This is a genomic window from Streptomyces sp. NBC_01525 (assembly GCF_045040405.1).
GTDB lineage: Bacteria > Actinomycetota > Actinomycetes > Streptomycetales > Streptomycetaceae > Streptomyces > Streptomyces benahoarensis.
The window spans coordinates 3,830,219-3,850,072 of sequence record NZ_CP109397.1 but is presented as its reverse complement, the minus strand read 5'-3'; the positions used below and the strand labels follow the sequence as shown (position 1 = coordinate 3,850,072).

Annotated in this window: 24 protein-coding genes and 2 pseudogenes; 10 read left to right on the top strand and 16 right to left on the bottom strand. The window is 73.0% G+C overall.

The genetic code is table 11. The features are described 5' to 3' along the window. Positions 1 to 28: 28 nt before the first annotated feature. The gene (locus OG422_RS17310) at positions 29 to 1,507 is read right to left on the bottom strand and encodes a 2-hydroxymuconic semialdehyde dehydrogenase (protein WP_143944680.1); all 1,479 of its coding nucleotides are present in this window, start codon (positions 1,505 to 1,507) and stop codon (positions 29 to 31) included. Between the two features lie 85 nt (positions 1,508 to 1,592). Between OG422_RS17310 and OG422_RS17305 the strand changes: the two genes are divergently transcribed. Next, positions 1,593 to 2,525 (top strand): LysR substrate-binding domain-containing protein, encoded by a 933-nt coding sequence (locus OG422_RS17305; protein ID WP_405743616.1) that lies wholly within the window; start codon positions 1,593 to 1,595, stop codon positions 2,523 to 2,525. A 161-nt stretch (positions 2,526 to 2,686) separates the two neighbouring features. Continuing rightward, on the top strand, positions 2,687 to 3,127 hold the full coding sequence (locus OG422_RS17300; protein WP_405743615.1) for a VOC family protein: 441 nt from the start codon (positions 2,687 to 2,689) through the stop codon (positions 3,125 to 3,127). Between the two features lie 41 nt (positions 3,128 to 3,168). Here OG422_RS17300 and OG422_RS17295 read toward each other — a convergent pair whose 3' ends face one another. The 6 genes from OG422_RS17295 to OG422_RS17270 form a co-directional block, all read right to left on the bottom strand. Further along, positions 3,169 to 3,492, bottom strand: a complete 324-nt coding sequence (locus tag OG422_RS17295; RefSeq protein ID WP_405743614.1) for an MOSC domain-containing protein — start codon at positions 3,490 to 3,492, stop codon at positions 3,169 to 3,171. A gap of 216 nt (positions 3,493 to 3,708) precedes the next feature. Beyond that, on the bottom strand, positions 3,709 to 4,455 hold the full coding sequence (locus tag OG422_RS17290) for a DUF899 family protein (RefSeq protein WP_405747844.1): 747 nt from the start codon (positions 4,453 to 4,455) through the stop codon (positions 3,709 to 3,711). Between the two features lie 85 nt (positions 4,456 to 4,540). After that, positions 4,541 to 4,882, bottom strand: a complete 342-nt coding sequence (locus tag OG422_RS17285; RefSeq protein ID WP_143944804.1) for a metalloregulator ArsR/SmtB family transcription factor — start codon at positions 4,880 to 4,882, stop codon at positions 4,541 to 4,543. Next, entirely contained in the window at positions 4,879 to 5,376 is a 498-nt protein-coding gene (locus tag OG422_RS17280; protein ID WP_405743613.1) for an ATPase, read from the bottom strand. The genes OG422_RS17285 and OG422_RS17280 overlap by 4 nt, the downstream gene beginning before the upstream one ends. Before the next feature lie 111 nt (positions 5,377 to 5,487). Next, positions 5,488 to 5,775 (bottom strand): hypothetical protein, encoded by a 288-nt coding sequence (locus tag OG422_RS17275; RefSeq protein ID WP_405747842.1) that lies wholly within the window; start codon positions 5,773 to 5,775, stop codon positions 5,488 to 5,490. Next, complete coding sequence (locus OG422_RS17270) at positions 5,744 to 5,944, bottom strand: hypothetical protein (protein ID WP_405743612.1); 201 nt, start codon at positions 5,942 to 5,944, stop codon at positions 5,744 to 5,746. The genes OG422_RS17275 and OG422_RS17270 overlap by 32 nt, the downstream gene beginning before the upstream one ends. Positions 5,945 to 6,088: 144 nt before the next feature. Between OG422_RS17270 and OG422_RS17265 the strand changes: the two genes are divergently transcribed. Then, a complete protein-coding gene (locus OG422_RS17265; RefSeq protein ID WP_405743611.1) occupies positions 6,089 to 6,253 on the top strand; it encodes a hypothetical protein in 165 nt (54 codons plus the stop codon). Positions 6,254 to 6,383: 130 nt separating this feature from the next. Here the strand turns inward: OG422_RS17265 and OG422_RS17260 are convergent, their stop codons facing one another. The 6 genes from OG422_RS17260 to OG422_RS17235 all read right to left on the bottom strand — a co-directional run bounded on the left by OG422_RS17260 (position 6,384) and on the right by OG422_RS17235 (position 12,531). Next, entirely contained in the window at positions 6,384 to 7,397 is a 1,014-nt protein-coding gene (locus OG422_RS17260) for a D-alanyl-D-alanine carboxypeptidase family protein (RefSeq protein WP_405743610.1), read from the bottom strand. Between the two features lie 946 nt (positions 7,398 to 8,343). Next, positions 8,344 to 9,075 carry a hypothetical protein gene (locus OG422_RS17255; protein ID WP_405743609.1) on the bottom strand — a complete coding sequence of 244 codons (732 nt, stop codon included), beginning with the start codon at positions 9,073 to 9,075 and terminating at the stop codon, positions 8,344 to 8,346. Positions 9,076 to 9,177: 102 nt separating this feature from the next. Then, positions 9,178 to 10,188 carry a LysR family transcriptional regulator gene (locus tag OG422_RS17250; RefSeq protein WP_405743608.1) on the bottom strand — a complete coding sequence of 337 codons (1,011 nt, stop codon included), beginning with the start codon at positions 10,186 to 10,188 and terminating at the stop codon, positions 9,178 to 9,180. Positions 10,189 to 10,333: 145 nt separating this feature from the next. Continuing rightward, positions 10,334 to 11,626, bottom strand: a complete 1,293-nt coding sequence (locus tag OG422_RS17245; RefSeq protein ID WP_405743607.1) for a multidrug effflux MFS transporter — start codon at positions 11,624 to 11,626, stop codon at positions 10,334 to 10,336. Between the two features lie 218 nt (positions 11,627 to 11,844). Next, on the bottom strand, positions 11,845 to 12,042 hold the full coding sequence (locus OG422_RS17240; RefSeq protein ID WP_143942850.1) for a 4-oxalocrotonate tautomerase family protein: 198 nt from the start codon (positions 12,040 to 12,042) through the stop codon (positions 11,845 to 11,847). Between the two features lie 342 nt (positions 12,043 to 12,384). Beyond that, on the bottom strand, positions 12,385 to 12,531 hold the full coding sequence (locus OG422_RS17235; protein ID WP_405748083.1) for a hypothetical protein: 147 nt from the start codon (positions 12,529 to 12,531) through the stop codon (positions 12,385 to 12,387). On the opposite strand from OG422_RS17235, the pseudogene OG422_RS17230 reads away from it, so the two are divergent. Beyond that, positions 12,460 to 13,036 (top strand): annotated as a pseudogene (locus OG422_RS17230) (LD-carboxypeptidase). The gene OG422_RS17235 and the pseudogene OG422_RS17230 sit on opposite strands and share 72 nt — an antisense overlap. A gap of 110 nt (positions 13,037 to 13,146) precedes the next feature. On the opposite strand, the gene OG422_RS17225 reads toward OG422_RS17230, so the two are convergent. After that, positions 13,147 to 13,899 carry an rRNA methyltransferase gene (locus OG422_RS17225; protein WP_405743606.1) on the bottom strand — a complete coding sequence of 251 codons (753 nt, stop codon included), beginning with the start codon at positions 13,897 to 13,899 and terminating at the stop codon, positions 13,147 to 13,149. Between the two features lie 198 nt (positions 13,900 to 14,097). On the opposite strand from OG422_RS17225, the gene OG422_RS17220 reads away from it, so the two are divergent. From OG422_RS17220 to OG422_RS17195, 6 genes and pseudogenes are all read left to right on the top strand, one after another. Next, positions 14,098 to 15,177 carry a methyltransferase domain-containing protein gene (locus OG422_RS17220; RefSeq protein WP_405743605.1) on the top strand — a complete coding sequence of 360 codons (1,080 nt, stop codon included), beginning with the start codon at positions 14,098 to 14,100 and terminating at the stop codon, positions 15,175 to 15,177. A gap of 70 nt (positions 15,178 to 15,247) precedes the next feature. Continuing rightward, positions 15,248 to 16,432: an HNH endonuclease signature motif containing protein gene (locus tag OG422_RS17215; RefSeq protein ID WP_405743604.1), complete on the top strand. Its 1,185-nt coding sequence runs from the start codon at positions 15,248 to 15,250 to the stop codon at positions 16,430 to 16,432. Between the two features lie 63 nt (positions 16,433 to 16,495). After that, positions 16,496 to 16,672, top strand: a complete 177-nt coding sequence (locus OG422_RS17210) for a hypothetical protein (protein WP_185993978.1) — start codon at positions 16,496 to 16,498, stop codon at positions 16,670 to 16,672. A 37-nt stretch (positions 16,673 to 16,709) separates the two neighbouring features. Continuing rightward, positions 16,710 to 18,044, top strand: a complete 1,335-nt coding sequence (locus OG422_RS17205; RefSeq protein ID WP_143942846.1) for a cation:proton antiporter — start codon at positions 16,710 to 16,712, stop codon at positions 18,042 to 18,044. Positions 18,045 to 18,299: 255 nt separating this feature from the next. After that, a pseudogene (locus OG422_RS17200) lies at positions 18,300 to 18,575 on the top strand (ATP-binding cassette domain-containing protein); the annotation flags it as partial. A 192-nt stretch (positions 18,576 to 18,767) separates the two neighbouring features. Further along, positions 18,768 to 19,268, top strand: a complete 501-nt coding sequence (locus OG422_RS17195) for an FtsX-like permease family protein (RefSeq protein ID WP_405747840.1) — start codon at positions 18,768 to 18,770, stop codon at positions 19,266 to 19,268. Here the strand turns inward: OG422_RS17195 and OG422_RS17190 are convergent. Together OG422_RS17190 and OG422_RS17185 are read right to left on the bottom strand one after the other, a co-directional pair. Then, positions 19,231 to 19,464, bottom strand: a complete 234-nt coding sequence (locus tag OG422_RS17190) for a hypothetical protein (protein ID WP_405743603.1) — start codon at positions 19,462 to 19,464, stop codon at positions 19,231 to 19,233. The two genes, OG422_RS17195 and OG422_RS17190, sit on opposite strands and share 38 nt — an antisense overlap. Next, complete coding sequence (locus OG422_RS17185) at positions 19,461 to 19,844, bottom strand: winged helix-turn-helix domain-containing protein (protein WP_143942844.1); 384 nt, start codon at positions 19,842 to 19,844, stop codon at positions 19,461 to 19,463. Before OG422_RS17185 ends, OG422_RS17190 begins: the two co-directional genes overlap by 4 nt. Positions 19,845 to 19,854 lie beyond the last annotated feature (10 nt).

Sequence of the window (19,854 nt, the reverse complement as noted above, 5' to 3'; positions counted from 1 at the left end):
TACGCGCCCTGTTGGGACTCTTCACTGTTCACAACTGCACGCACACATTCGTCGGCTCGGTGTAGAAGTGGAGGGAGTGCGTCCCGCCCTCGCGGCCGATGCCGGAGAGGCCGGTGCCGCCGAAGGGCGACCGCAGATCGCGCAGATACCAGGTGTTGACCCAGGCCATCCCGGTCCGCATCCGCTGTGCGACGCGGTGGCCGCGCTCCAGGTCCCGGGTCCAGACGCAGGACGCCAGCCCGTACGGCGTGTCGTTCGCCAGCCGCACGGCCTCCTCCTCGGTGTCGAACGGGATGAGCCCCGCGACCGGCCCGAAGATCTCCTCCCGCATGGTGCGGGCGGTGTGCTCCAGGCCCGTCCACAGCGTCGGCTCGATCCACGCGCCGCCGTCCAGGTCCGCGCCCATCTCGGGCACGCCGCCCCCGGCCAGCACCTGCGCGCCCTCGCTGCGGGCGAGTTCGAGGTAGCCGAGGACCTTCTTGCGGTGGGCCTGGGAGATCAGCGGTCCGGTGGTGGTCGCCGGGTCCTCGGGGCGGCCCGGCCGCAGCGCGCGGGCGCGTTCCGCGAGCCCCGCGGCGATCTCGTCGAAGAGCGGCCGCTGGACGTAGACCCGCTCGGTGCACAGGCAGACCTGCCCGGTGTTGGTGAACACCGACCGGGCCAGCCCGTCCACCGTCCGCGCCACATCCGCGTCGTCGAAGACCAGCGCGGCGTTCTTGCCGCCCAGTTCGAACGAGACGGGCCGCACCCCCGGCGCCACCGCCCGCATGATCGCCGTACCGGTGGCGGACTCGCCGGTGAAGGTCACGCCGTCCACGTCCGGGTGCCCGGCGAGGAAGGCGCCCGCGGAGTCCGGGCCGAAGCCGTGCACGACATTGCAGACGCCGTCCGGCAGCCCGGCTTCCTTCAGGATCTCCGCCAGCAGCGTCGCGGAGGCGGGCGTCAGCTCTGACGGTTTGACGACCACGGCGTTCCCGCAGGCCAGGGCCGGTGCGAGCTTCCAGGTGAGGAGGAGCAGCGGCAGGTTCCACGGCACGATGACGGCGACGACGCCGAGCGGCCGGCGCACCGCGTAGTTCAGGGCCGTGCGCCCGCCGGGCAGTTCGGTGAGGAAGGAGTCGAGGCCCGCGGCGGAGATGGTGTCGGCGAAGGCCCGGAAGTTCGCGGCGGCGCGGGCCACGTCCAGGTCCCGGGCCATCGCCACGGGCTTGCCGGTGTCGCCGACCTCGGCGGCAACCAGTTCGTCGGCGCGCCGGTCGATGACGTCGGCGATCCGGCGCATCAGCTCGGCGCGCTCGGGGACGGTGGTGTCGCCCCAGGGGCCGGACAGGGAGCGGCGGGCGGCCCGGACGGCGGCGTCGACGAGAACCTCGTCCGCCTCGTGCACCTGGCCCACGAGGGTGCCGTCCACCGGGCTGAACCTGTCGAAGGAGCGCACGCCGTCCACGAAGGCGCCGTCCACGAAATTGCGGATCTCCCGCACGGGGAGCGAAGTGCTGCGGCTCATGACGCCGAGGCTAGAGAGCCAGGGCATGCCTGAATAATGCTCTTTGCGTTCCCCGCGATGCTCCTACGGGCATACCGTGACCCCTATGGAGAGCGAGAGGCTGCTCGACGGCCGCCTGAAACTGCGCCACCTCACCCTCGTCACCGCCATCGCCGACCAGGGCAGCGTCATCCGCGCCGCCCAGGAACTGCACATCACCCAACCCGTCGTCACCCGTGCCCTGCACGAGCTGGAGACGATCCTCGGCGTCCCGCTGTTCGAACGGCATCACCGCGGGGTGACGCCGACGCTGTACGGGGAGTCGTTCGTCGGCCACGCCCGCGCGGTCCTGGCCCAGCTGCGGCAGGCCGGGGCGGAGCTGGGGCACCTCGCGGCCGGTCACCTCGGCTCGGTCACCGTCGGCGTCCACCTCGCCGGGTCCAACCTGCTGCTGCCGCGCGCCATGGCGGCGCTGAAGCGGGCGCATCCGGCGGTCACCGTCGTCGTCCGCGAGGCCACACCGGACACGCTGCGCGCCGGGGTCCTCTCCGGGGAGATCGACCTGATCGTCGGCCGCCTCTCGGGGCAGCCGCCGCGCCGCCTCACCCAGGAGCAGCTGTACCGCGAACCGGTCCGCCTCGCCGCCCGCACCGACCACCCCGTGCACCGCCTGCGCCACCCGTCCCTCGCCGAACTGCGCCGCTACCCGTGGGTGCTCCCCGTCGACCGCACCTCGCTCCGCGCCGAGTTGGAGGAACTGTTCACCCACGCCGACGTGGAACTCCCCGCCGACCGCGTCGAGTGCACCTCCATGCCCACCCTGCGCCACTTCCTCCTCGCCACCGACGCCCTCGCCGCCCTCCCCCTCCTCATCGCCACCCAGGACCCGGACCTGCGCCTCATCGACACCCCCCTGAAATCCATCAGCCAGGCCGTCGGCCTCACCAGACCCGCCGACCGCCCGCTCTCCCCTGCGGCGGACACCCTGCGGACGCATCTGCGGCAGGAGGCGCGGGGGCTGGCTCGGTTGGTGGAGTAGCCGGCGGCGAGGGGCTGTCCGTTGCGGCGAGTCCCGTACGGGCCCGCCCGGCCGCGCCCGTACGCCCGCCCGGCCCCGCGGCCTCACCCGGCCGCCCGGCCACTCACCCGTACGCCGCCGGATCGGGCCGGCTGTCAGTGGCTCGCCCTAGGATCCGTCCCATGGCGATTCAGCGGATGGACAACGTCGGCATCGTCGTCGACGACCTGGAGGCCGCCACGGCGTTCTTCACCGAACTCGGCCTGGAGCTGGAGGGCACGGCGCCGATCGAGGGCCCCTGGGTGGACCGGATCCTCGGCCTCCCCGACGTCCGCACCGAGATCGCGATGCTCCGCACCCCCGATGGCCACAGCCGCCTCGAACTGACCGCATTCCACAACCCGCCGCCCCTCACCCCCGACCCGGCGAACCCCCCACCCCACACCCTGGGCTTCTGCCGCCTCATGTTCGCCGTCGACGACATCAAGGACACGGTGACCCGCCTGCACACGCACGGGGCCGAACTCATAGGGGAGATCACGCAGTTCGAGGATGCGTATCTGCTGTGCTACCTGCGGGGGCCGGGTGGGGTGATCGTGGCGTTGGCGGAGGCGCTGGGCTGAGGGGGCCGGGGGCGTGCGTCACTGTCGCCCCCTTCACCCCTTCACCCCTCCGCCCCCCGCCTCCCATCGATACGCCCGCACACGAACTCCCGCACAAACTCAGGCAGTTCCTCGACAATCAGCAGCGATGGCAACAGCTCCGCCTCCGACATCACCGCGCGGAATGTGTAAGCGACGCTCACCCCGTGTCCGGGCCGGTGCACGACCTCCCCCGGGTCACCGGCCCGGATCTCCCCCGGCGCGATCACCCGCAGATACCCACCCGGCAGCCCGGCGCGCGTGAACCGCCGGTTCCAGCCGCTCCGCCCCATCCATCCCTGAAACGTCCCGCACGGAATCCGCGGACACGACACCTCCAGCACCACGTCCGCCCCGACCCGCCACCGCCCCCTCCACCGGCCGCTTGTCGATCCCCGTCCGCCCACCCGTCTCCCGTCTGCTCTTCCACGGATTGGGACGGGGCCTGCCGACGTTGACGGAGAGCAGCTTCATACGCGCGACGGTACGGCCGGGGCCTGGCGCGAGCCAGCGATTTCCCTGGGCCCTGCCCCGCCCAGCGACTCACCGCGATGCGGTTGCCGTCATGGTCGCGGCGTGAGGTCGTCGGAGCGCCCGGCCTCGATGCGGGACCACTGAGGGATGGGGCGTCCGTTGCTCCGCAGGCCGACGTGGTCGACGGGTGTTCCCTGGACACGCGGCCGGCCGGGGGGCGAGTCCTCCCACAGCTCCTGGCGTCCGTACACGGTGAGGTCCATGAGCGCGTAGCTGTAGTCCATCGCCTCCACCCCGCGCAGCGTCGTCCAGTACGTCTCATGGACGCGGTCGCCGTCGCGCAGGTAACAGACCAGGTGCATCATGCCGACGCGGCGTCCCACCAGGAGCTCGTCCTGCGACGGGAGGGCCGAGTACCACGGCACGTCCCAGCCCATGAAGTCCCGGTAGCGGCGGCTCTCCTCGTACGGGCCCTGGCAGAAGACCGCGTAGGTGATGTCGCGGGAGTGCAGGTAGGACAGCTCCTGGACCTGGGTGGTGACCCAGGTGCAGCCCTCGCACTGCCCTGCCGCGTCGTGGCCGTCATGCCACATGAAGTAGTAGGCGATGAGCTGCCGACGCCCTTCGAACGCGTCGAGCAGGGTGACCGGCCCGTCGGGACCGGTCAGTTCGAGGTCGGCGGCCACCTCCACCATGGGCAGCCGGCGCCGGGCCGCGGCGATCGCGTCGCCTTCCCGGGTGTGTGCCTTCTCGCGGACCCGCAGCTTGTCCAGTTCGGCCTGGAAGGCGGCCCGGTCGGCCACCGGCGGCAGCGCCGGCGCGCGGTCGGGGTCCACTGTCCCGCTCTCGGGGTCCCCTGTCCTGCTGTCGTACTCGGTCACGATTCGTGTCCCCTCGTCGTAAGCCATCCGCCGGCTTCCGTCAGCCGGAGGCTCCTCGGGTGTGTGGACCGGGACGCTCCGCCACCTCCTTGATCCGCAGCAGGCGGGTCTCCCAGGAACGGCCGATCCGGTCCAGTTCCCGGGCCAGCGCGCCGAGCCGGGCGCCGACGGCGAGGTGGACGACCTCGCGCCCGCGCTGCTCGGACTCGACCAGACCGACCTCACGCAGCACCTCCAGATGCTTGCCGATCGCCTGCCGGCTCACCGGCAACACCCTGGCCAGCGCGGACGCCGACATCGGGCCCTCGCCGAGCCGGGTCAGGATCTCCCAGCGCGTCGGGTCGCCGAGCGCGGCGCATATGACGGGGAGGGCGGCGGTCACGGGCGCGCCCCCGGGGCCGGCGCGGACTTCTCGACGAACACCTTCGCGGCGGCCAGCTCGGTGAGCCACCCCTGGTCGTTGCCCTCGCGCTCCTTCAGCCACGCGGCCGGGTCGTCGGCGAGGCCGCAGAACCCGCTCTCGACGACGCGCAGCGTCACCCCGCCGCCGTCCCGCTCGTCGACCCAGAACTCGACGAGGGTCGAGGGCGTCGACTCGTCCCGGAACGGGGTGCCGATCCAGCGGAACGCCGCGTAGCGCGGCTTGTCCAGCTCCACCGTCCGGAACCGGAACTCGCCCAGCGTGGGATGGCGCACCACGGCCACGTCACCCTCGCAGCTCAGGTCCGGGTCAGCCGCGACCGCGCCGTCGTTGACATACCAACCGGGGCGCGCGACCAGCTCCCAGACCCGCTCCGCCGGGGCGTCGATGTCGATCTGCCGGGCGATCCGGTCCAGCGCGGCAAGCTCGGCGTCGGTGTAAGTGGCGTCGTTCACGGCTTCCTCCCTCGGGCGTTCCTGCACATCGAACTGCAACTCAACGATTGCACATGGGGGCCACCCCTGCAACCCATCAGTTGCAGCAACATCGCGCCGCCCGGCGTCGCCCTACCCCGCCCCCCGACTCACCGCGATGCGGTGCACATCGCGCAGCGACTCCGCGAGGCGGGCCACGGCGTACCGCAGCCGCTCGGGCGTGACCCGCCGATCGACGTGTTCCAGCAGGTCAAGGGCCATCTCCAGCTGTACGGTCTCCATCTCGTCGGCGACCTGCGCGACGAAGCCGGTACCGTCCCCGACCAGGTAGCAGGGCTTACCCTCGGCCCCCGCCCACGGCAACAGCCGCGGCGCGCCCGCCTCGCCCCTATGCCGCCACCCGCCCGGCGCGCACCGCACCCGGAACGAGGTCGACCCCCAGCGCAGCACGCACCAGCGCCCGCCTGCGCGCCCAGCGCCACTGGGCGCCGGCCGCCAGCTCGCGCTCGTACGCCACGAGCCGCGGCGACAGCAGCAGCCCCTCGGCCAGGGCCGGGCGGCGGGACCGCGGCGGTCGGATCGGCTCCACCCGAAACGCCTCCGGGCCGAGCGGCCGCGCCCCGCCCGCCGCCCGGTGCCGTCCACGCGGCGGCCACCACATCACGACGGCGAGCGGGATCAATGGCGCGAGCGGCGCATAGGGTAGCGACTGCTCCCCGGGGCGGGGGTCGGGGTGGACGTGCTGCTCTGCGACGACGCGGCTCCGCCGTGGCGGCGCAATGCCGATCACACCGACCCGTACGTGGCGCGGATCGGGGCCGCCGGCGGGGCACTGCACCAGGCGGCGGACGCGTGGGACCGGCTGCTCACTCCCTTTCCCGGACGCCTCGGCACGTAGGGCACGGCGTATCCCGGTACCGGCCGCCGCCCCGCCCACGCAAAGACCCCCACCCATCCGCCGTGGGGGCGGGGACGAGGCAGGGGCCTGGATGCGCGCGCGTCGGTGGGGCGCTACCGCTCGGGTGGGGTCAGTGGGCGAAGCCCCAGTCGAGGATCTTCGTCGCGTCGTCGAAGCGGCCCTTGTCGTCGTTGAGGATCGCGCCGACCAGGGTGCGGTTGTCGCGCTCGGCGGCGAAGACGAGGCAGTAGCCGGACTCGGGGCCGCTGCCGGTCTTGATGCCGAGGGCGCCGTCGTAGGTGCTCAGCAGGGTGTTGGTGTTGTTCCAGGTGTAGTAGCGGGTGTGGCCGTTGGCCGCGGGGGCCTCGGCCTTGAACTGCTCGTTCTTGACGACCTCGGCGAACACCGGCTGGAGCATCGCGCGCTGACCGAGCTTGGCCAGGTCGCGGGCGGTGCTGCGGTTGTCGCCGTGCGAGATGCCGTCGAAGGTGTCGAAGTGCGTGCCGGTCAGGCCGAGCTGCTTCGCCTCGTCGTTCATCTGGCGCACGAAGTCGGCGATCCGCTCCTGCTGGGTGGCGCCCTGACCGTAGTTGTCGGCGAGGGCGAGCGCGGCGTCCGCGCCGGAGGGGATCAGCATGGCGTGCAGGAGCTGGCGGACGGTGAGCGTGTCGCCGGTCTGGAGGTCGGCGGTGCTGGCGCCGGCCTTCTGGACGTAGTCCCGGTACTCCTGCTTCACCTGGATCCCGTGCTCCAGCCACTCGGGGTGCTTGAGCACCACGAGGGCCGTCATGATCTTGGTGGTGCTGGCCATCGAGACGCTCTCGTCGGCCTTGGCACCGGCCCACATCTCCCGCTCCTGGCTGCCGTCGCGGGCATCGAGGAGGAAGGCGTGGTCGGCCTTGACCTGCGGAGCGTCCTGGGCCTTCAGGTCCTGGGCGGCGTCGGCGGCGCGCTGCTGGACGGCCTTCTGGGCGGCCTGCTGGCGGTGCGCGTCCTGGTTGTCGTCAGCGGAGTGCGTGGCACCGGGGGTGGCGGCCTGGGCGAGGCCGGTGGCGGTGATCGGCAGGGCGGCGCCGACCATCGCGACCATCGCAATCCGGACCCCGGTGCGGTGTATCCGGTTCGGGCGGGCGTGGGAACCCATGGGTATCCCTTTCTCCCGGCGCAAGAACGCCGGTAGGTGAGGCAACTTGGTTTATACCGAACCTACTTGTGTGCGGACACCGACCGTCAAGCCCGGTATGTCATAGCCCGGTAACGAGCTGCGGTGGAGTGGAGAAGTTGTGTGCGTGGCGGGTGGGACACGTGGGGTTGCTCGCATGGAGTGAACGGATAGCCCCTCCAGGGCATCAGGGTGCCGTCGTCGATGGTGCGTCGCGTTCACCTGACAACTCGGCCGTGACCTGCCCATTTTGCCGTCGGATGCGCCCGCCGCGCCGGGCCGTCGGCCCGTTTCTGCCCGTTCGGCGCGAGCGGATTCCGTGCCGGTCGCTCACGCTCCGTCATGCGTCATGCGTCATGCGTCATGCGTCATGCGTCATGCGTCATGCGTCATGCGTCATGCGTCATGCGTCATGCGTCATGCGTCATGCGTCATGCGTCATGCGTCATGCGTCAACAGGACGGTATGGGTGGACGGTTGAGCTGTACGGAGGCGATCGGAGGCGATCGGGCGGGTTCCGCTCCAGGAACGGCAGCGGGCCCGGGGGCGTAGCCTGCCCCCGGGCCCAGTGGTGCCGCCCTATGCGATTGCCGGCACGGTGAAGAGCGCGGGTCATGTTGAGGTCGTCGTGTTCTGCCTTTGAACTACCGCGCATCGAAAAGTGGCTGCACGGGCCGGACTTGAACCGGCATCCGACGACGCGGGCCCGGCCCGGTCGTTCCGGCGAACGGCGGCGCATACTGAATCTGGAGCAAGAGTCTGAGATTGATCGCGGTGTGCCTCTGCCGATTGGGCCACCGCGGCCCGAAGAGCCGCGGGGAGGACTTGAACCTCCACTGACCACCGCGTTCGTCACGACAAGCCTCAGTTTCAGCTTGCGCTCCTCGCGCACCCCGGGCGCACACAGGCGCCCGGGGAGTTGATGGGGCTACCCGAAGAGGTAGCCGAAGAGGGCGTCACCCACCCTCTGATCGGTGACCTCCGCGCCGTTCGCCTCCTCGCGGGCGAACTTCACGGCGGTCTGCACCTTCTCGACGCGGTCGAGGAGTTCGTTGACCCGGCGGGCGGGCAGCGCGCCGGAGAACTTCACGGTCGTCCAGTACCCGACGGGTATGTCCTCGTAGTACACGTCGACCTGCGCCGGGGGCTTCTCCGTCGCCTCGGCCTTGACGTGGTTGCGGGGCACCTTCTTCGTACGGACGGTGCGGACCGGCTCGGTCTTCCAGGCGTCGGTGGACGGGTCCTGCACCCAGGACTCCGACGCGTCGAGCACCGGGAGCTTGCGGACGAAGGCAGCGAGATCGCCGAGCTGCTTCTCCAGGAAGAGCAGGTACGACACCGGCACCTGGGCGAGGAGGGTGCGGCCCTCGACCGTCACATCGGCGCGGGCGGTGCAGTTGGCCCAGTCCTTGGTGGCGGTCACATCGAACAGCCTGGTCAGGGTGGTGGCCGTCGCCCGCAGGACGTCTTCGGCCTTGACCTGCACCCGGGTGGACTCGGGCGGCAGCTGCTCGCCCTCCTCGTCCTTGGGCTGGTACGTCCGCGCGATGCCGGACAGCAACGCCGGCTTCTGGAGGCCGTGCTGGGCGGCCGTCAGGTCCTGCTGGGACTTGGACTTGACGCCCTTCTCGACCGCGATGATCTGATTGAGTTTCGCCACGTCCCCCACACAACCACGTCGTCGCACGACTGCCGAATGATTTTTCGAGCAGGGGGATTTCGCCTTGCGCAGGGTCCCTGCGCGTTACGGGGTCCCTGCGCGTTACGGGGACGGCCTTCGGGACTCCGCCGGCGCCGGATCGCCTCCCCCGGGCCGCGTCCGCAGCCGGGTGCTCGCGGTGGTCAGCGTGGACAGCCGCTCCGGGTCGGTGGCGGCGCGGACCGCGAGGTACATGCGCAGGGTGAGCGGATCGCCGTCCAGCGGGCGCAGGGTGACGCGGCGGGAGGCCACGGCGTCCGCCGCCGTCGGGTACAGCGGGGTCCAGCCCGGCTCGCCCGCCCCGATGTCGGCCAGGGTGTCCTGGAGGCGGACCGACGGCGGCCCCATGACGGGCGCGAATCCGGCGGCGCGGCAGGCGGTGTGCACCACGTCGAAGAGCACCGGGTTCGTCTCGCGCGGCGCAATCCTCAGGGGCAGGGCGGCGAGGTCGGACAGCCGGAGCGGTTCGCGGGTGGCGAGGGGGTGCGCGGTGGGGAGGGCGACCCTCAGCGGGTCGTCCCAGAGGGGGAGAAAGCGCAGGTCGGGGGTCGCATCCAGGGCGGGATCCGGCTCGCCGATCGAGTGCGGCTCGCCCCCGGGAACGTCCCCCCGCCCCTCCGTCCCAGGCCGCGCCGCCCGGATGAACGCCGCGTCCAGTCGTCCCGCGCGGACCTCCGCCAGGCGGCGCGGCGCCTCCAGGGTGCGGAACACGAAGCGGGTCCCGGCGCCCTGGCCGGGCAGCGCGTCCAGGAAGTCGTCCAGCCGACGCCCCAGGCCCGTACCGATGCCGACGTGCAGGACCGCCTCCTCCCGGGCGGCGAGCCGACGGGCCCCGGCGGTGAACGCGTCCCGGGCCGACAGGAGTTGGTGCGCCTCGGGCAGCAGCTCCCGCCCGGCGGGGGTGAGCGTCACGGTCCGCCCCGAACGGTCGAAGAGCGCGAGGCCCAGCTCCCGTTCCAGCCGCCGCACCTGCTGGCTGACCGCGGGCTGGCCGATGTGCAGCCGCTCGGCCGCCCGCCCGAAGTGCAGCTCCTCGGCGACCGCGACGAAGTACTGGATCTGCCGCAGCTCCACGCCGTCCCGCCCCTTCCACCGGGGCCCCGTGGGCGGTGGCCGCGCCCGTGTCCCGTACCCCGGCTCTCGTGTCCCGCGCCTCCCTGGTCGGGGCGGGCCCGGAAGAGCGTCGCACAGCGGGGTCGGGCGCCATCCGCTGGGACGGTCAGCGGGCGGCGGGCGCTCCCCGGTTCGCCGCCCTCAGGAACATCGCGAAGGCGAGGGCGCCCGCGCCCGCCGCGCCCACCACGAACCAGCCCAGCGCGGCAAGATCACCCGCAGGCAACCTGCTGGATACGCAGATCCCCAGGGACGCGCCGAGCAGTTGGACCGCGCCCATCAGCCCGGACGCCGAACCGGCCGTCTCGCGGAACGACGTCACGCCCGCGCTCATCGACAGCGGCAGCAGGAACCCGTTGCCGAACGTCATCACCGGCATGAACACCAGCACCAGCAGCCCCCACGGCGTGCCCGCGCCGCTCAGCCCGAGGCCCAGCATCAGCAGCGCGCCGCCGCAGAAGAAGGCGTGCCCGCACCACAGCAGCCGGTCCACCGGCCGCCGCCGGACCAGGGCGCGGGAGGTGAGGTTCCCGGCGACGTATGCGAGCGAGACGGTGAGATAGCAGTAGCTGGTGGTCTCGGTGGCCAGCCCCAGCCGGGCGAAGACCAGCGGGGAGGCGGCGAGGTAGCCGAAGTAACCGCCGTACGCCACCGCGAGGTTGAAGGTGTATGCCCAAAACCGCGGCCGGGTCAGCAGCCTCGGGTAGCCGCGCAGCGTGGCGCCGAGGTGGCGGCTGCGTCGCTCCGGCGGCAGGCTCTCGGGGATCGCGGTGACCATCACCACGAGCGTGGCGAGCCCCAGCACCGCGGTCACCGCGAACGGTGCGCGCCAGGAGACGTACGTGGTCAGGTAGCCGCCGATCAGCGGGGCGACGGACGGCGAGACGCCCACGATCGGCATCACCGTCGCGAACATCCGGGCCGCGTCCGTCGCCTCGTACAGATCGCTGATCACCGCCCGGCCGAGCACCATCCCCGCGCCCGCGCCCAGTGCCTGGAGCAGCCGTCCCGCGCCGAACACCTCGACGGTGGGCGCCACCGCACACCCCACGGAGGCGACGGCGAACACCCCGAGCCCGAAGACGATGACCGGCTTCCGCCCGTACGCGTCGGAGACCGGCCCGTACACCGCCTGCGAGACGGCGATGCCGATCATGAACGCGCTGAACGTCCACTGCACGGACGCGACCGGGGTGTGGAACGCGGACGCGGTGGCCGGGACGCCCGGCAGATTGATGTCGGAGGCGAACAGGCCACCGGCGTTCAACGCGCAGAGGACGGCCAGGAGGAGGGCGCGGGAGGTGCGGGGTGCGGTGCGGAGGCCGTCACCGGGGCCGGTACGCGGTCTGACGCCGGTGCGGGTGCGGGCGCCGGATGCCGTGCGGGCGGCGGGGTGCATCGGGGCCTTTCGGGGAGAGGGCGGAGATGGTGCGTTTCCCCGGGGCGGCCCGGCTGGGACGCGTCCCGGGGACGGTCGGGCGGGGCGCGTCCCAGGGACGGTTGGGTGGGCGTGGCGCCCCGGGGGAGGCCGGTCCGGTGGGCGGGATTCGGGCGGTCCCCTGTCCCGCCCGGGGCCCGCCGGTCACCGGGCGCCGTGCGGGGTCCGCCCCGCGGCCGTCAGCGTCCGGCCGCCCGCGCCGCCAGCGTCTCCCCGCCGATGGACCAGCTGTCGGCGCCGATCTCCTGCACCGTGACCCAGACGCTCTCCCGCTTGCCGCCGGTGGCGGTCACATACGCGTCCGTCAGCGCGCGGACCAGCTCGGCCTTCTGCTCGGCGGTCTTCCCGGGGGTCTGCTGCACATGGATGAGAGGCATGGCGTCTCCTGCTCGTACGAGTCGGATGGGGTGGTGTGAAGGGGCGCGGGACGGCGGGAATCGTTCCCGGGCACGCCCCAACGGGGCCTGTACGTCCCACACTTCCGCGTCCGTTCCAGTCCAGCACCGGGCCCCGCACCGGCCAAGGCGCAATCCGCACCGGGAGCGATCAGCAATCGTGATGAGTCGAGGTGAGGGGCGTCCGAAGGCGGCGCGAGGGGCCACGCGGCCGTCGCGCGCCGCCGGGAATTCCGTGTACCGCGGCGCATCCCGCATGCCACGCTCCGCCCCATGCCGACCCCTCCCTCGACTCCCTCGCCCCCGCTCCGCTACCCGGCCCCGCTACGTCCCGGCGACCGCATCGGCGTCACCGCGCCGTCGAGCGGCGTACCGGCCCGGCTGCGCGCCCGCCTGGACGTGGCGCTCGACGACGTACGGGCGCGCGGTTACGAGGTGGTCGTCGGCGCGCGCCTGGACGGTGCCGGGCATCTCAGCGCTCCGGCGGCCGAGCGGGCCGCCGAGCTGACGGCGATGCTGTGCGACCCCGGGATCCGGGCGGTGGTGCCGCCGTGGGGCGGGGAGACGGCGATCGATCTGCTGCCGCGGCTGCGTCGAGACGCTGTGCCACCTCACCGGGACGCCCTACCTGGACACCACCGCGTTCGCCCGGCGCACGGCACCGGAGGGGCTGCTCGTCTACGTCGAGGCGTCCGGCGACGACGCGTTCACCATCTGCCGCGCGCTGCACGGCATGCGGCTCGCGGGCTTCTTCGACCAGGCCACCGCGGTACTCATCGGCCGCACCGCGGCGCCCGACGCCCCCTCGCTCAGCCAGCACGAGGCCGTCCTGGACGCGCTCGGCCCGCTGGGCGTACCGCTCCTCGCCGACGTCGAGTGCGGCCATGTCCCGCCGTTCCTCCCCCTCGTCAACGGGGCGCGCGCCCACGTCGTCCACACCGCGGAGCGCAGCGCGCTGACCCAGATGCTGGAGTGAGGGGAGGACCGGTCAGGCGGCCGGGACAGGAAGGCAGCCAGAAAGATCAGGCACCCAGAGCGATCAGGCACCCAGCCGGAAAGAAACGATCAGGCACCCAGCCGGAAAGATCAGGCGTCCGATGCCGCGGCGCGCACGTCCGCGACCCGGAACAGCCCCATGGACCGCGTCCCCACCCGGAACTTCCGGGACGCCACCCCGGGCACCGGTGGGAACTTCCGCCCCCGGATGCCGATCGCGATGACGCCGCGTTCCGGCAGTACCCGCGCCAGGCTCGTCAGCATGCCGGGCAGCCCGGTGTCGCTCGCGCCCTGCCACTGGACGCGTTCGCCGTACGGGACGTCGGTGACGACGATGTCGGGGGCGAACTCGGCGGCGGCCCGTTCCAGGGCGGACGGGTCGAAGACGTCGGCGTGGTGCACGGTGTGCGGGAGGTCGCCGCCGTCCGCGGCGAGGCGGGCCGCGAGGCGTTCGGCGGCGGCCGCGGCCTCGGTGTAGCCGGGCTTGCCGAAGCGGGCGGCCTTCCCGGCCTGTTCGGCGGCGCGGTCGGCGAGGCCCCGGGCGGTCAGCAGGGCGAGGTTGGCGCGGGCGATCTCCAGGGAGGCGTCGTCGATGTCGGACGCCACCACCGCCGCGATCCGGTCGCGGTGCACCAGCCCCACCACCGTCGAGAGGTACCCCTTGCCGCAGCACGGGTCCCACAAGACGGCCGGTTCGTCACCGCCGCGCAGCGTGAGCGCGCGCTGGAACGTCTCCGAGGCCAGCCGCACCGGGAAGGCGGTGAAGCCGGGCGCGGAGCGCAGGACGAAGCCGCTGGCGAGGTCGGAGTGGTCGACGCGCTCCGTCGCGTAGCGGTAAGCCACCGGTCGTCTCCTCCACTCGCGTCCGGGCTGCCGTGCTCCCGCACCGCGTCCGTCCTGTCCTCTCGCCTCCGCAACGATATCCGCCCTCGTCACACCGCCCGCGGGCGTACGGCGGCGGCCCGGGGGCGGCCCGGCGCTGCCGTAGACTCCCGGGGAGTTTCGGGGCAGGACAGGACACAGAGGGCGGAGGATTCGCGCGTGGGCGTGCGGCTGCTGGCACGGACCCTGCGGGGCACGGAAGAGGTCTGCGCGCAGGAGATCACCGCCCGCGGTCTTGGCACCGTGGAGCGCCTGCGCCACCGCGAGGTGTGGTTCACCACCGACGAGCCGGACGCCCGGCTGCTGGACCTGCGCACCGCCGACGACGTCTTCCTGGTGGCCGCGGTGATCCGCGGCGTCGGCCACACCAAGGCCGACCTCGCCCGCTTCACCCAGCCGTCCCGCACCGCACCGTGGCGCCGCCTGCTGCGGCTGCGCGGCCGGTGCGGCGGGCCCGCCACCGCGAACCGTATCGACGTCGTCGCCTCGTACGTCGGCAAGCGGAACTACAACCGCTACGACATCGAGGACACCGTCGGGGAGCAGGCCGCGGCCGTTCTCGGGCTGCCGCACCACTCGCGGCGGGACGGCGCGGTACCCGATGACGGGCAGCCGTTCCCGATCCGCGTGACCGTCGAGGGCACCGAGGCGGCGCTCGCGGTACGGCTCACCGAGCGCCCCCTGCACCGCCGCGCGTACAAGCAGGAGTCGGTGCCCGGCACGCTGCACCCGCCGCTCGCCGCCGCGATGGCGCTGCTCGCCGGCCTCTCCCCCGGCGACCGGGTCCTCGACCCGTCCTGCGGCACCGGCACCCTCCTCATCGAGTCACGGCTGACCGTCGACGGCCTGCGCACCCTCGGCACCGACCACAACCCGGCGACCCTCGCCTCCGCCGTGGCCAACGCCTCCGCCGCCCAGCCGCCCGGCGACACCGCCATGGCCTGGGCGGTCGCCGACGCCGGACGCCTGCCGGTCGCCGACGGCCTGGCGGACCGCGTCCTGAGCAACCCCCCGTGGGGCCTCCAGGTCGCCCCCGGCGGCACCCTCGCCACCCGCCCCGCCGCGTACTACGACGAGCTCCGCCGCGTCCTCAAGCCCGGCACGGGCCGCGCCGTTCTGCTGCTCCACGATCCGGAGACCCACCTTTCCCTCGCCCGCGCGGCCGGGCTCCGGGTGCAGGACAGCCGTCCGGTGAGTCTGTTCGGGAGCCATCCGGCGGTGGTGACGCTCAGCGGGTGAGGAGGCCGCGGCCGGGCGGTCCGGCTGCCGGTCTCCGGCCGTTGTCAGTGCCCTCGCTTACTGTTCCGGCATGGCGTTGGCAGACCTCACTCCCACGGCGGTGCTCCGGGCGATCGAGGAGTACGACCGCCTCGGGCAGGACGCGTTCCTCGGCAGATACGGCTTCCGGCGTGCCCTGCGGTACGTCCTCGTTCACGACGGCCGGCGGTACGACTCCAAGGCGATAGCCGGCGCCGCCCACGGCCATCTCGACGGCCACGCTCCGCTGCGGCCGCGGGACTTCTCGGGCGGCGCCGAGCACGCCGTCGAGCTGCTGCGCGGCCTCGGCTTCAAGGTCGTCGACGAGGCTGCCCCGGCCGACGACGCCCTCGGTCAACTCCTCGGCCGCATAGGCCGGTTACGGGTGAGCCGTGCCTCCGGGCGTCCGGCCCTCCACCAGCCGATCGTGCTGCTGTGGGCCGTCGGACGGGCCCGCCGCGGTGAGCGGCGGATCCTGCCCTGGGCCGAAACGGAGCACGCGCTCGGCGCCCTGCTGCTCCGCCACGGCCTCCAGCGCGAACGCCCGCGCCCCGACTACCCGCTCGCCGCCCTGCACCGCGCCGGGCTGTGGGAACTGACCGGCCATACGGAGCCGGTGCCCCGCGCGCACGGTGACACCGCGCTGCGCGGATGGTTCCGGCGGCAGCGGCCCGACGGCGGCCTCGACGCGGCGGTGTACGCCCTCCTCGGCCGCTCGGACCGGGCCCGTACCGCCGTCGTCGACACCCTGCTGACCACGTACTTCGTGGATCTGGACCCGGGGCCTCTGCTGGCTGAGGTCGGATGGGGGGAGCTTGGGGCGGGCGACGCCGACCTGCGTGGTGCTGTGCTGGCCGCCGAGTACGACCGCCTGTCCCGGATAGCCGAGCGTCAGCAGACGGAGAACCGCGGCCGCCGTACGGGCCGTTCCGCCGCGCCCGTCCGGTCGGCGGAGGCACGGCGCGCCGTGCTGCTGCGCAGCGGACGCCGTTGCGAGAACCCGCGGTGCACGGGAGCGCCCGACGACGTCACGGTCGGCGGCGAGCCGATACTCGAGGTCGATCACGTCCTCGATCTCGCCGGAGGCGGGCCCGATCTCCCGGACCACATGGTCGCGCTCTGCCCCAACTGCCACGCCATCAAGACGCGGGGCCGCACCGGCGAAGAACTCCGCACCGTCCTCCTCGACGTGGCCCGGACCCGCCACGCCCACCTGCGGCGAGGGGCGGACCGCTGACGCGCGTGCCGCGTACCTGACAGGTTCTTCGGCGGCCACCACGGGCTGCCACCGTGCTCGTCCATGCGCGCCCCGCTGGGCATGGACGAGCACGGCGCCATCGATCTCAAGCCGTCGCCCGCCCTGGGCCTGTCCGACGGGGCGGTCGCCGGGCGAGAATTCGAGCTGATCCGGGAGAAGACGGAACGGCTGGCGGAGACCCTGCCGCCCACCTGCGCGTACTTCGCCGGACTGCGCTGACCCGTCTCGGATCCCGATCGGGAAGGACCCCTGAGCGATGGACGTCCTGTACCTGTTACTGCGGTTCGCACATGCTGTGGCGGCGCTCGCCGTCGTTCTCCTGCTCGCAGCCGCCGGCCGGGCGGCCGCCCGCCGGCTGCGGCAGCCGGAAGTCGTCGGGGAGGTCACGGTGGGCCTGCTGGCCGGGCCCGCCGTGGTCGCGTCCTTCGGCGCCCCCGCCCTCGACGCGGTGCTGCCACGCCCCGTGTTCGGCCTGCTCTCCCTCTTCGCCCAGGCCGGTCTGGTGCTGTTCCTGGTCGGTCTCGCGCACAAGCTGCGGATCGGCCCGGACCGGCCACCGCGCCGGGCCATGGGGTGGGTGATCGCCGGTTCGCTGCTGCCCGCGCTGTGCACCGGGGCGCTGCTGACCGCGTGGGTGACGCTCGTCGCGCCCGCCGCCGTCCGCGGCGACGCCCCGCTGCCCGCGCTGGGCCTGATGATCGCGGTGTCCCTGTCCATCACCGCGGTGCCGGTGCTGTCGCGGATCCTCGCCGACCGTGGCATGACGGAGTCGGCCGCCGGACGGCTCGCGCTGGCCTCGGCCATCGCCATCGACGCCATCGGCTGGCTGCTCCTCACCGTCGCGATCGGCCTCGGCGCCGGGGACGCCTCCGGCACCCTGCACGGCCTGCGGGCCCTGCTGTTCGGCGCCGGATGCGCGCTGGCGGTGCGGTACGGACTGCGCACCCGTGTGGCACGTTCCCTGTGCACCCGGCTGCCGCGGGCCGCGGCCGTCGCGCTCGGCGCCGTGGCCCTGGCCGTGGCACTCGCCATGGAGCACCTGGGCATGACGGCGATCCTCGGCGCGGCCCTCGTCGGCCTGGCCGTGCCGGGCGACGAACGGGCGCCCTGGGCGGGCCCGGTGCATACGGTCTCCCGAGCCGGACGGGCGCTGGCCCCGGCCTTCTTCGTGGTCACCGGCATCACCGTGCTGACCCGGGGGTTCTCCGCCGCGTCCTGGTCGCTGATCGTGGTGGCGGTGGCGCTCGGCTGCGCCGGGAAGCTGCTCGGCGGCTACGCCGGTGCCCGTCTGGGCGGGCTGCGCCGCGCCGAGGCCGGGCGGATCGGCGCCCTGATGAACACCCGCGGACTGACCGAACTCATCGTGCTCCAGGCCGGGTTGAGCACCGGGATCCTGGCGCCGCCGCTGGTCCTGGCGCTGGTCGTGATGGCGCTGGTGACGACGGCGATGACCGGCCCGCTGCTGAACCTGCTCGACCGCCGGGACGCGCACCGCCCCCCGGCCGCGCGCCTGCCCCGGCAGGTCACCGACCCCGGTCAGCTCCCCGAGCCGGGAGCGCTTCCCGTACAGGACGCCGGTGGGCTGCCCTGACGGACACCGACGGACTACCCGTACGGGGCGCCGACGGATTACCCGTACGGGGCGCCGACGGGCTGCCCACGGAGGCAGAAAGCGGAGACGGAAAGCAGTACGCGATGACCGAGCCCGCGTCAGGGGCCCCGCCCCCGCCCCTCTACGGACCGCGGTAGTTCCGCGCCTGATCCGCCGTCCGAAGAAGGCCCACCCTCACCTTTACAGCCCACAAATGCATATGTAAGTCTGAACTTACATGACAGTCAGAACTTACATGCCTCCCGGGAACTCTCCGGCGGCCAGCAGCAGCGCGTTGCCATCGCCCGCGCGCTGATCACCCGGCCCGCCGTCGTCTTCGGCGACGAGCCGACCGGCGCCCTCGACACGTACACCGCCCGCGAGGTGCTGACACTGCTGCGCGAGGCCGTGCGGTGGGGCGGGCAGACGATCGTGATGGTCACCCACGACCCGGTGGCCGCCTCCCACGCGGGCCGGGTGCTGTTCCTCGCCGACGGAAAGATCGTCACCGCGCTGACCGGCGAGTCCGTCGCCCTGCCGACGACGCTGGTCCGCGACGGCGGGTACCAGCTGGGCGACCGGGTGCCGCTGCAGCTCGGCGACGGCACCCCCGTCCGCCTCACCCTGGTGGCCACCCTCGCCGGCCGCCGCGGCTACGAGACGGCGCTGCTCCCGGCCGCCCTGCTGGCGCCGCACACCGGCACCGGTCTGCTGCCGCAGATCATGGTGAAGGCGACGCCCGGGGCGTACCTGACGAAGCTGACCGGCACGCTCTCCGCCCTGGCCGCGGACCATCCGGGCCTGCGGGTCGCCGACCGCGACGCGCTGGCCGTCGCCCGGGCGGACGCCGACGGGACACGGACGTGGATGTCGTATCTGCTGCTCTGCATGGTGGTGGGGTACGCGACGATCGCGCTGGTGAACACGCAGGTGGTCGCCACGACCGAGCGGCGCCGGGAGTTCATGCCGCAACGCCTCATCGGCTCCACGCGCCGTCAGGTGCTCCAGATGATGACGGCGGAGGCGGCGCTGGTGGCGATCGCCGGGATCGTCCTCGGCGTGCTGGTGGCCGCGCTGACGCTGGTGCCGCTGAGCATCAGCGTGCTGGGCTCGCCGATCCCGGACGGCTCCCCGTGGATCTTCATCGGCGTGGTCACCGCGGCCGCCGTCCGACGCCCCCTCCCGCCTAGTCAACGCTGCGCAGCAGACTCTCCACGCCCTTGACCCGCGCATCCAGCTCCGCCAACTGCCCGCGCAGCGACTCCTGTTGGGCGACGGCTTCCTCGGCGAGTTTGCGGTACGAGGCCATCGCCACGGCGTCCGCGCGGTGGCGCTGGAGCCGGAAGTACGCGACCACGCTCCCGGTGATCCCGCCGACGACGATCAGTACGACGGCGATGGCGATGACGGCCCCGGTCATGTGCGTTTCCCCTTCACGTCTTCAGGCCCCTGTCGGTCAGCCGGGGCCTCCCCACCCGCCCGCTCCGACGGGGCCGCGTCGTCCGCCGCCTCGTCGGCCCGTACGGCCGCGAGGATCGTATCGATATTCACGTGCAGGTCGAACGGTGCCAACTCGAAGTACTTCAGCGCCTTGCCGTCCTCGGACAGCTCCAGGTTCCCGGCCACCAGACCGGCCTTCTCCAGACGCTCCAGATGCATGTACAGCAGGGGCCGGGACACCCCCAGGCGGCGCGCCAGTTCACTGACGTACATCCGCCCCCCGGACAGCTCCGCGATGATGCGGAGCCGCTGCGCGTGACCCACCGCGGCGAGCACAGCCAGAAGCTCCTCGCTGGTCACGGCCCACCTC

Coding starts and splice junctions, on each gene's coding strand:
- OG422_RS17305 (WP_405743616.1), top strand. CDS start 1,593: ATGGAGAGCGAGAGGCTGCTCGACGGCCGCCTGAAACTGCGCCACCTC.
- OG422_RS17210 (WP_185993978.1), top strand. CDS start 16,496: ATGCGCGCCCCGCTGGGCATGGACGAGCACGGCGCCATCGATCTCAAG.
- OG422_RS17190 (WP_405743603.1), bottom strand. CDS start 19,464: ATGACCGGGGCCGTCATCGCCATCGCCGTCGTACTGATCGTCGTCGGC.
- OG422_RS17240 (WP_143942850.1), bottom strand. CDS start 12,042: ATGCCTCTCATCCATGTGCAGCAGACCCCCGGGAAGACCGCCGAGCAG.
- OG422_RS17310 (WP_143944680.1), bottom strand. CDS start 1,507: ATGAGCCGCAGCACTTCGCTCCCCGTGCGGGAGATCCGCAATTTCGTG.
- OG422_RS17300 (WP_405743615.1), top strand. CDS start 2,687: ATGGCGATTCAGCGGATGGACAACGTCGGCATCGTCGTCGACGACCTG.
- OG422_RS17205 (WP_143942846.1), top strand. CDS start 16,710: ATGGACGTCCTGTACCTGTTACTGCGGTTCGCACATGCTGTGGCGGCG.
- OG422_RS17215 (WP_405743604.1), top strand. CDS start 15,248: ATGGCGTTGGCAGACCTCACTCCCACGGCGGTGCTCCGGGCGATCGAG.
- OG422_RS17235 (WP_405748083.1), bottom strand. CDS start 12,531: ATGCCCGGCACCGTCCAGGCGCGCGCCGACGACCACCTCGTAACCGCG.
- OG422_RS17245 (WP_405743607.1), bottom strand. CDS start 11,626: ATGCACCCCGCCGCCCGCACGGCATCCGGCGCCCGCACCCGCACCGGC.
- OG422_RS17195 (WP_405747840.1), top strand. CDS start 18,768: ATGGTGAAGGCGACGCCCGGGGCGTACCTGACGAAGCTGACCGGCACG.
- OG422_RS17260 (WP_405743610.1), bottom strand. CDS start 7,397: ATGGGTTCCCACGCCCGCCCGAACCGGATACACCGCACCGGGGTCCGG.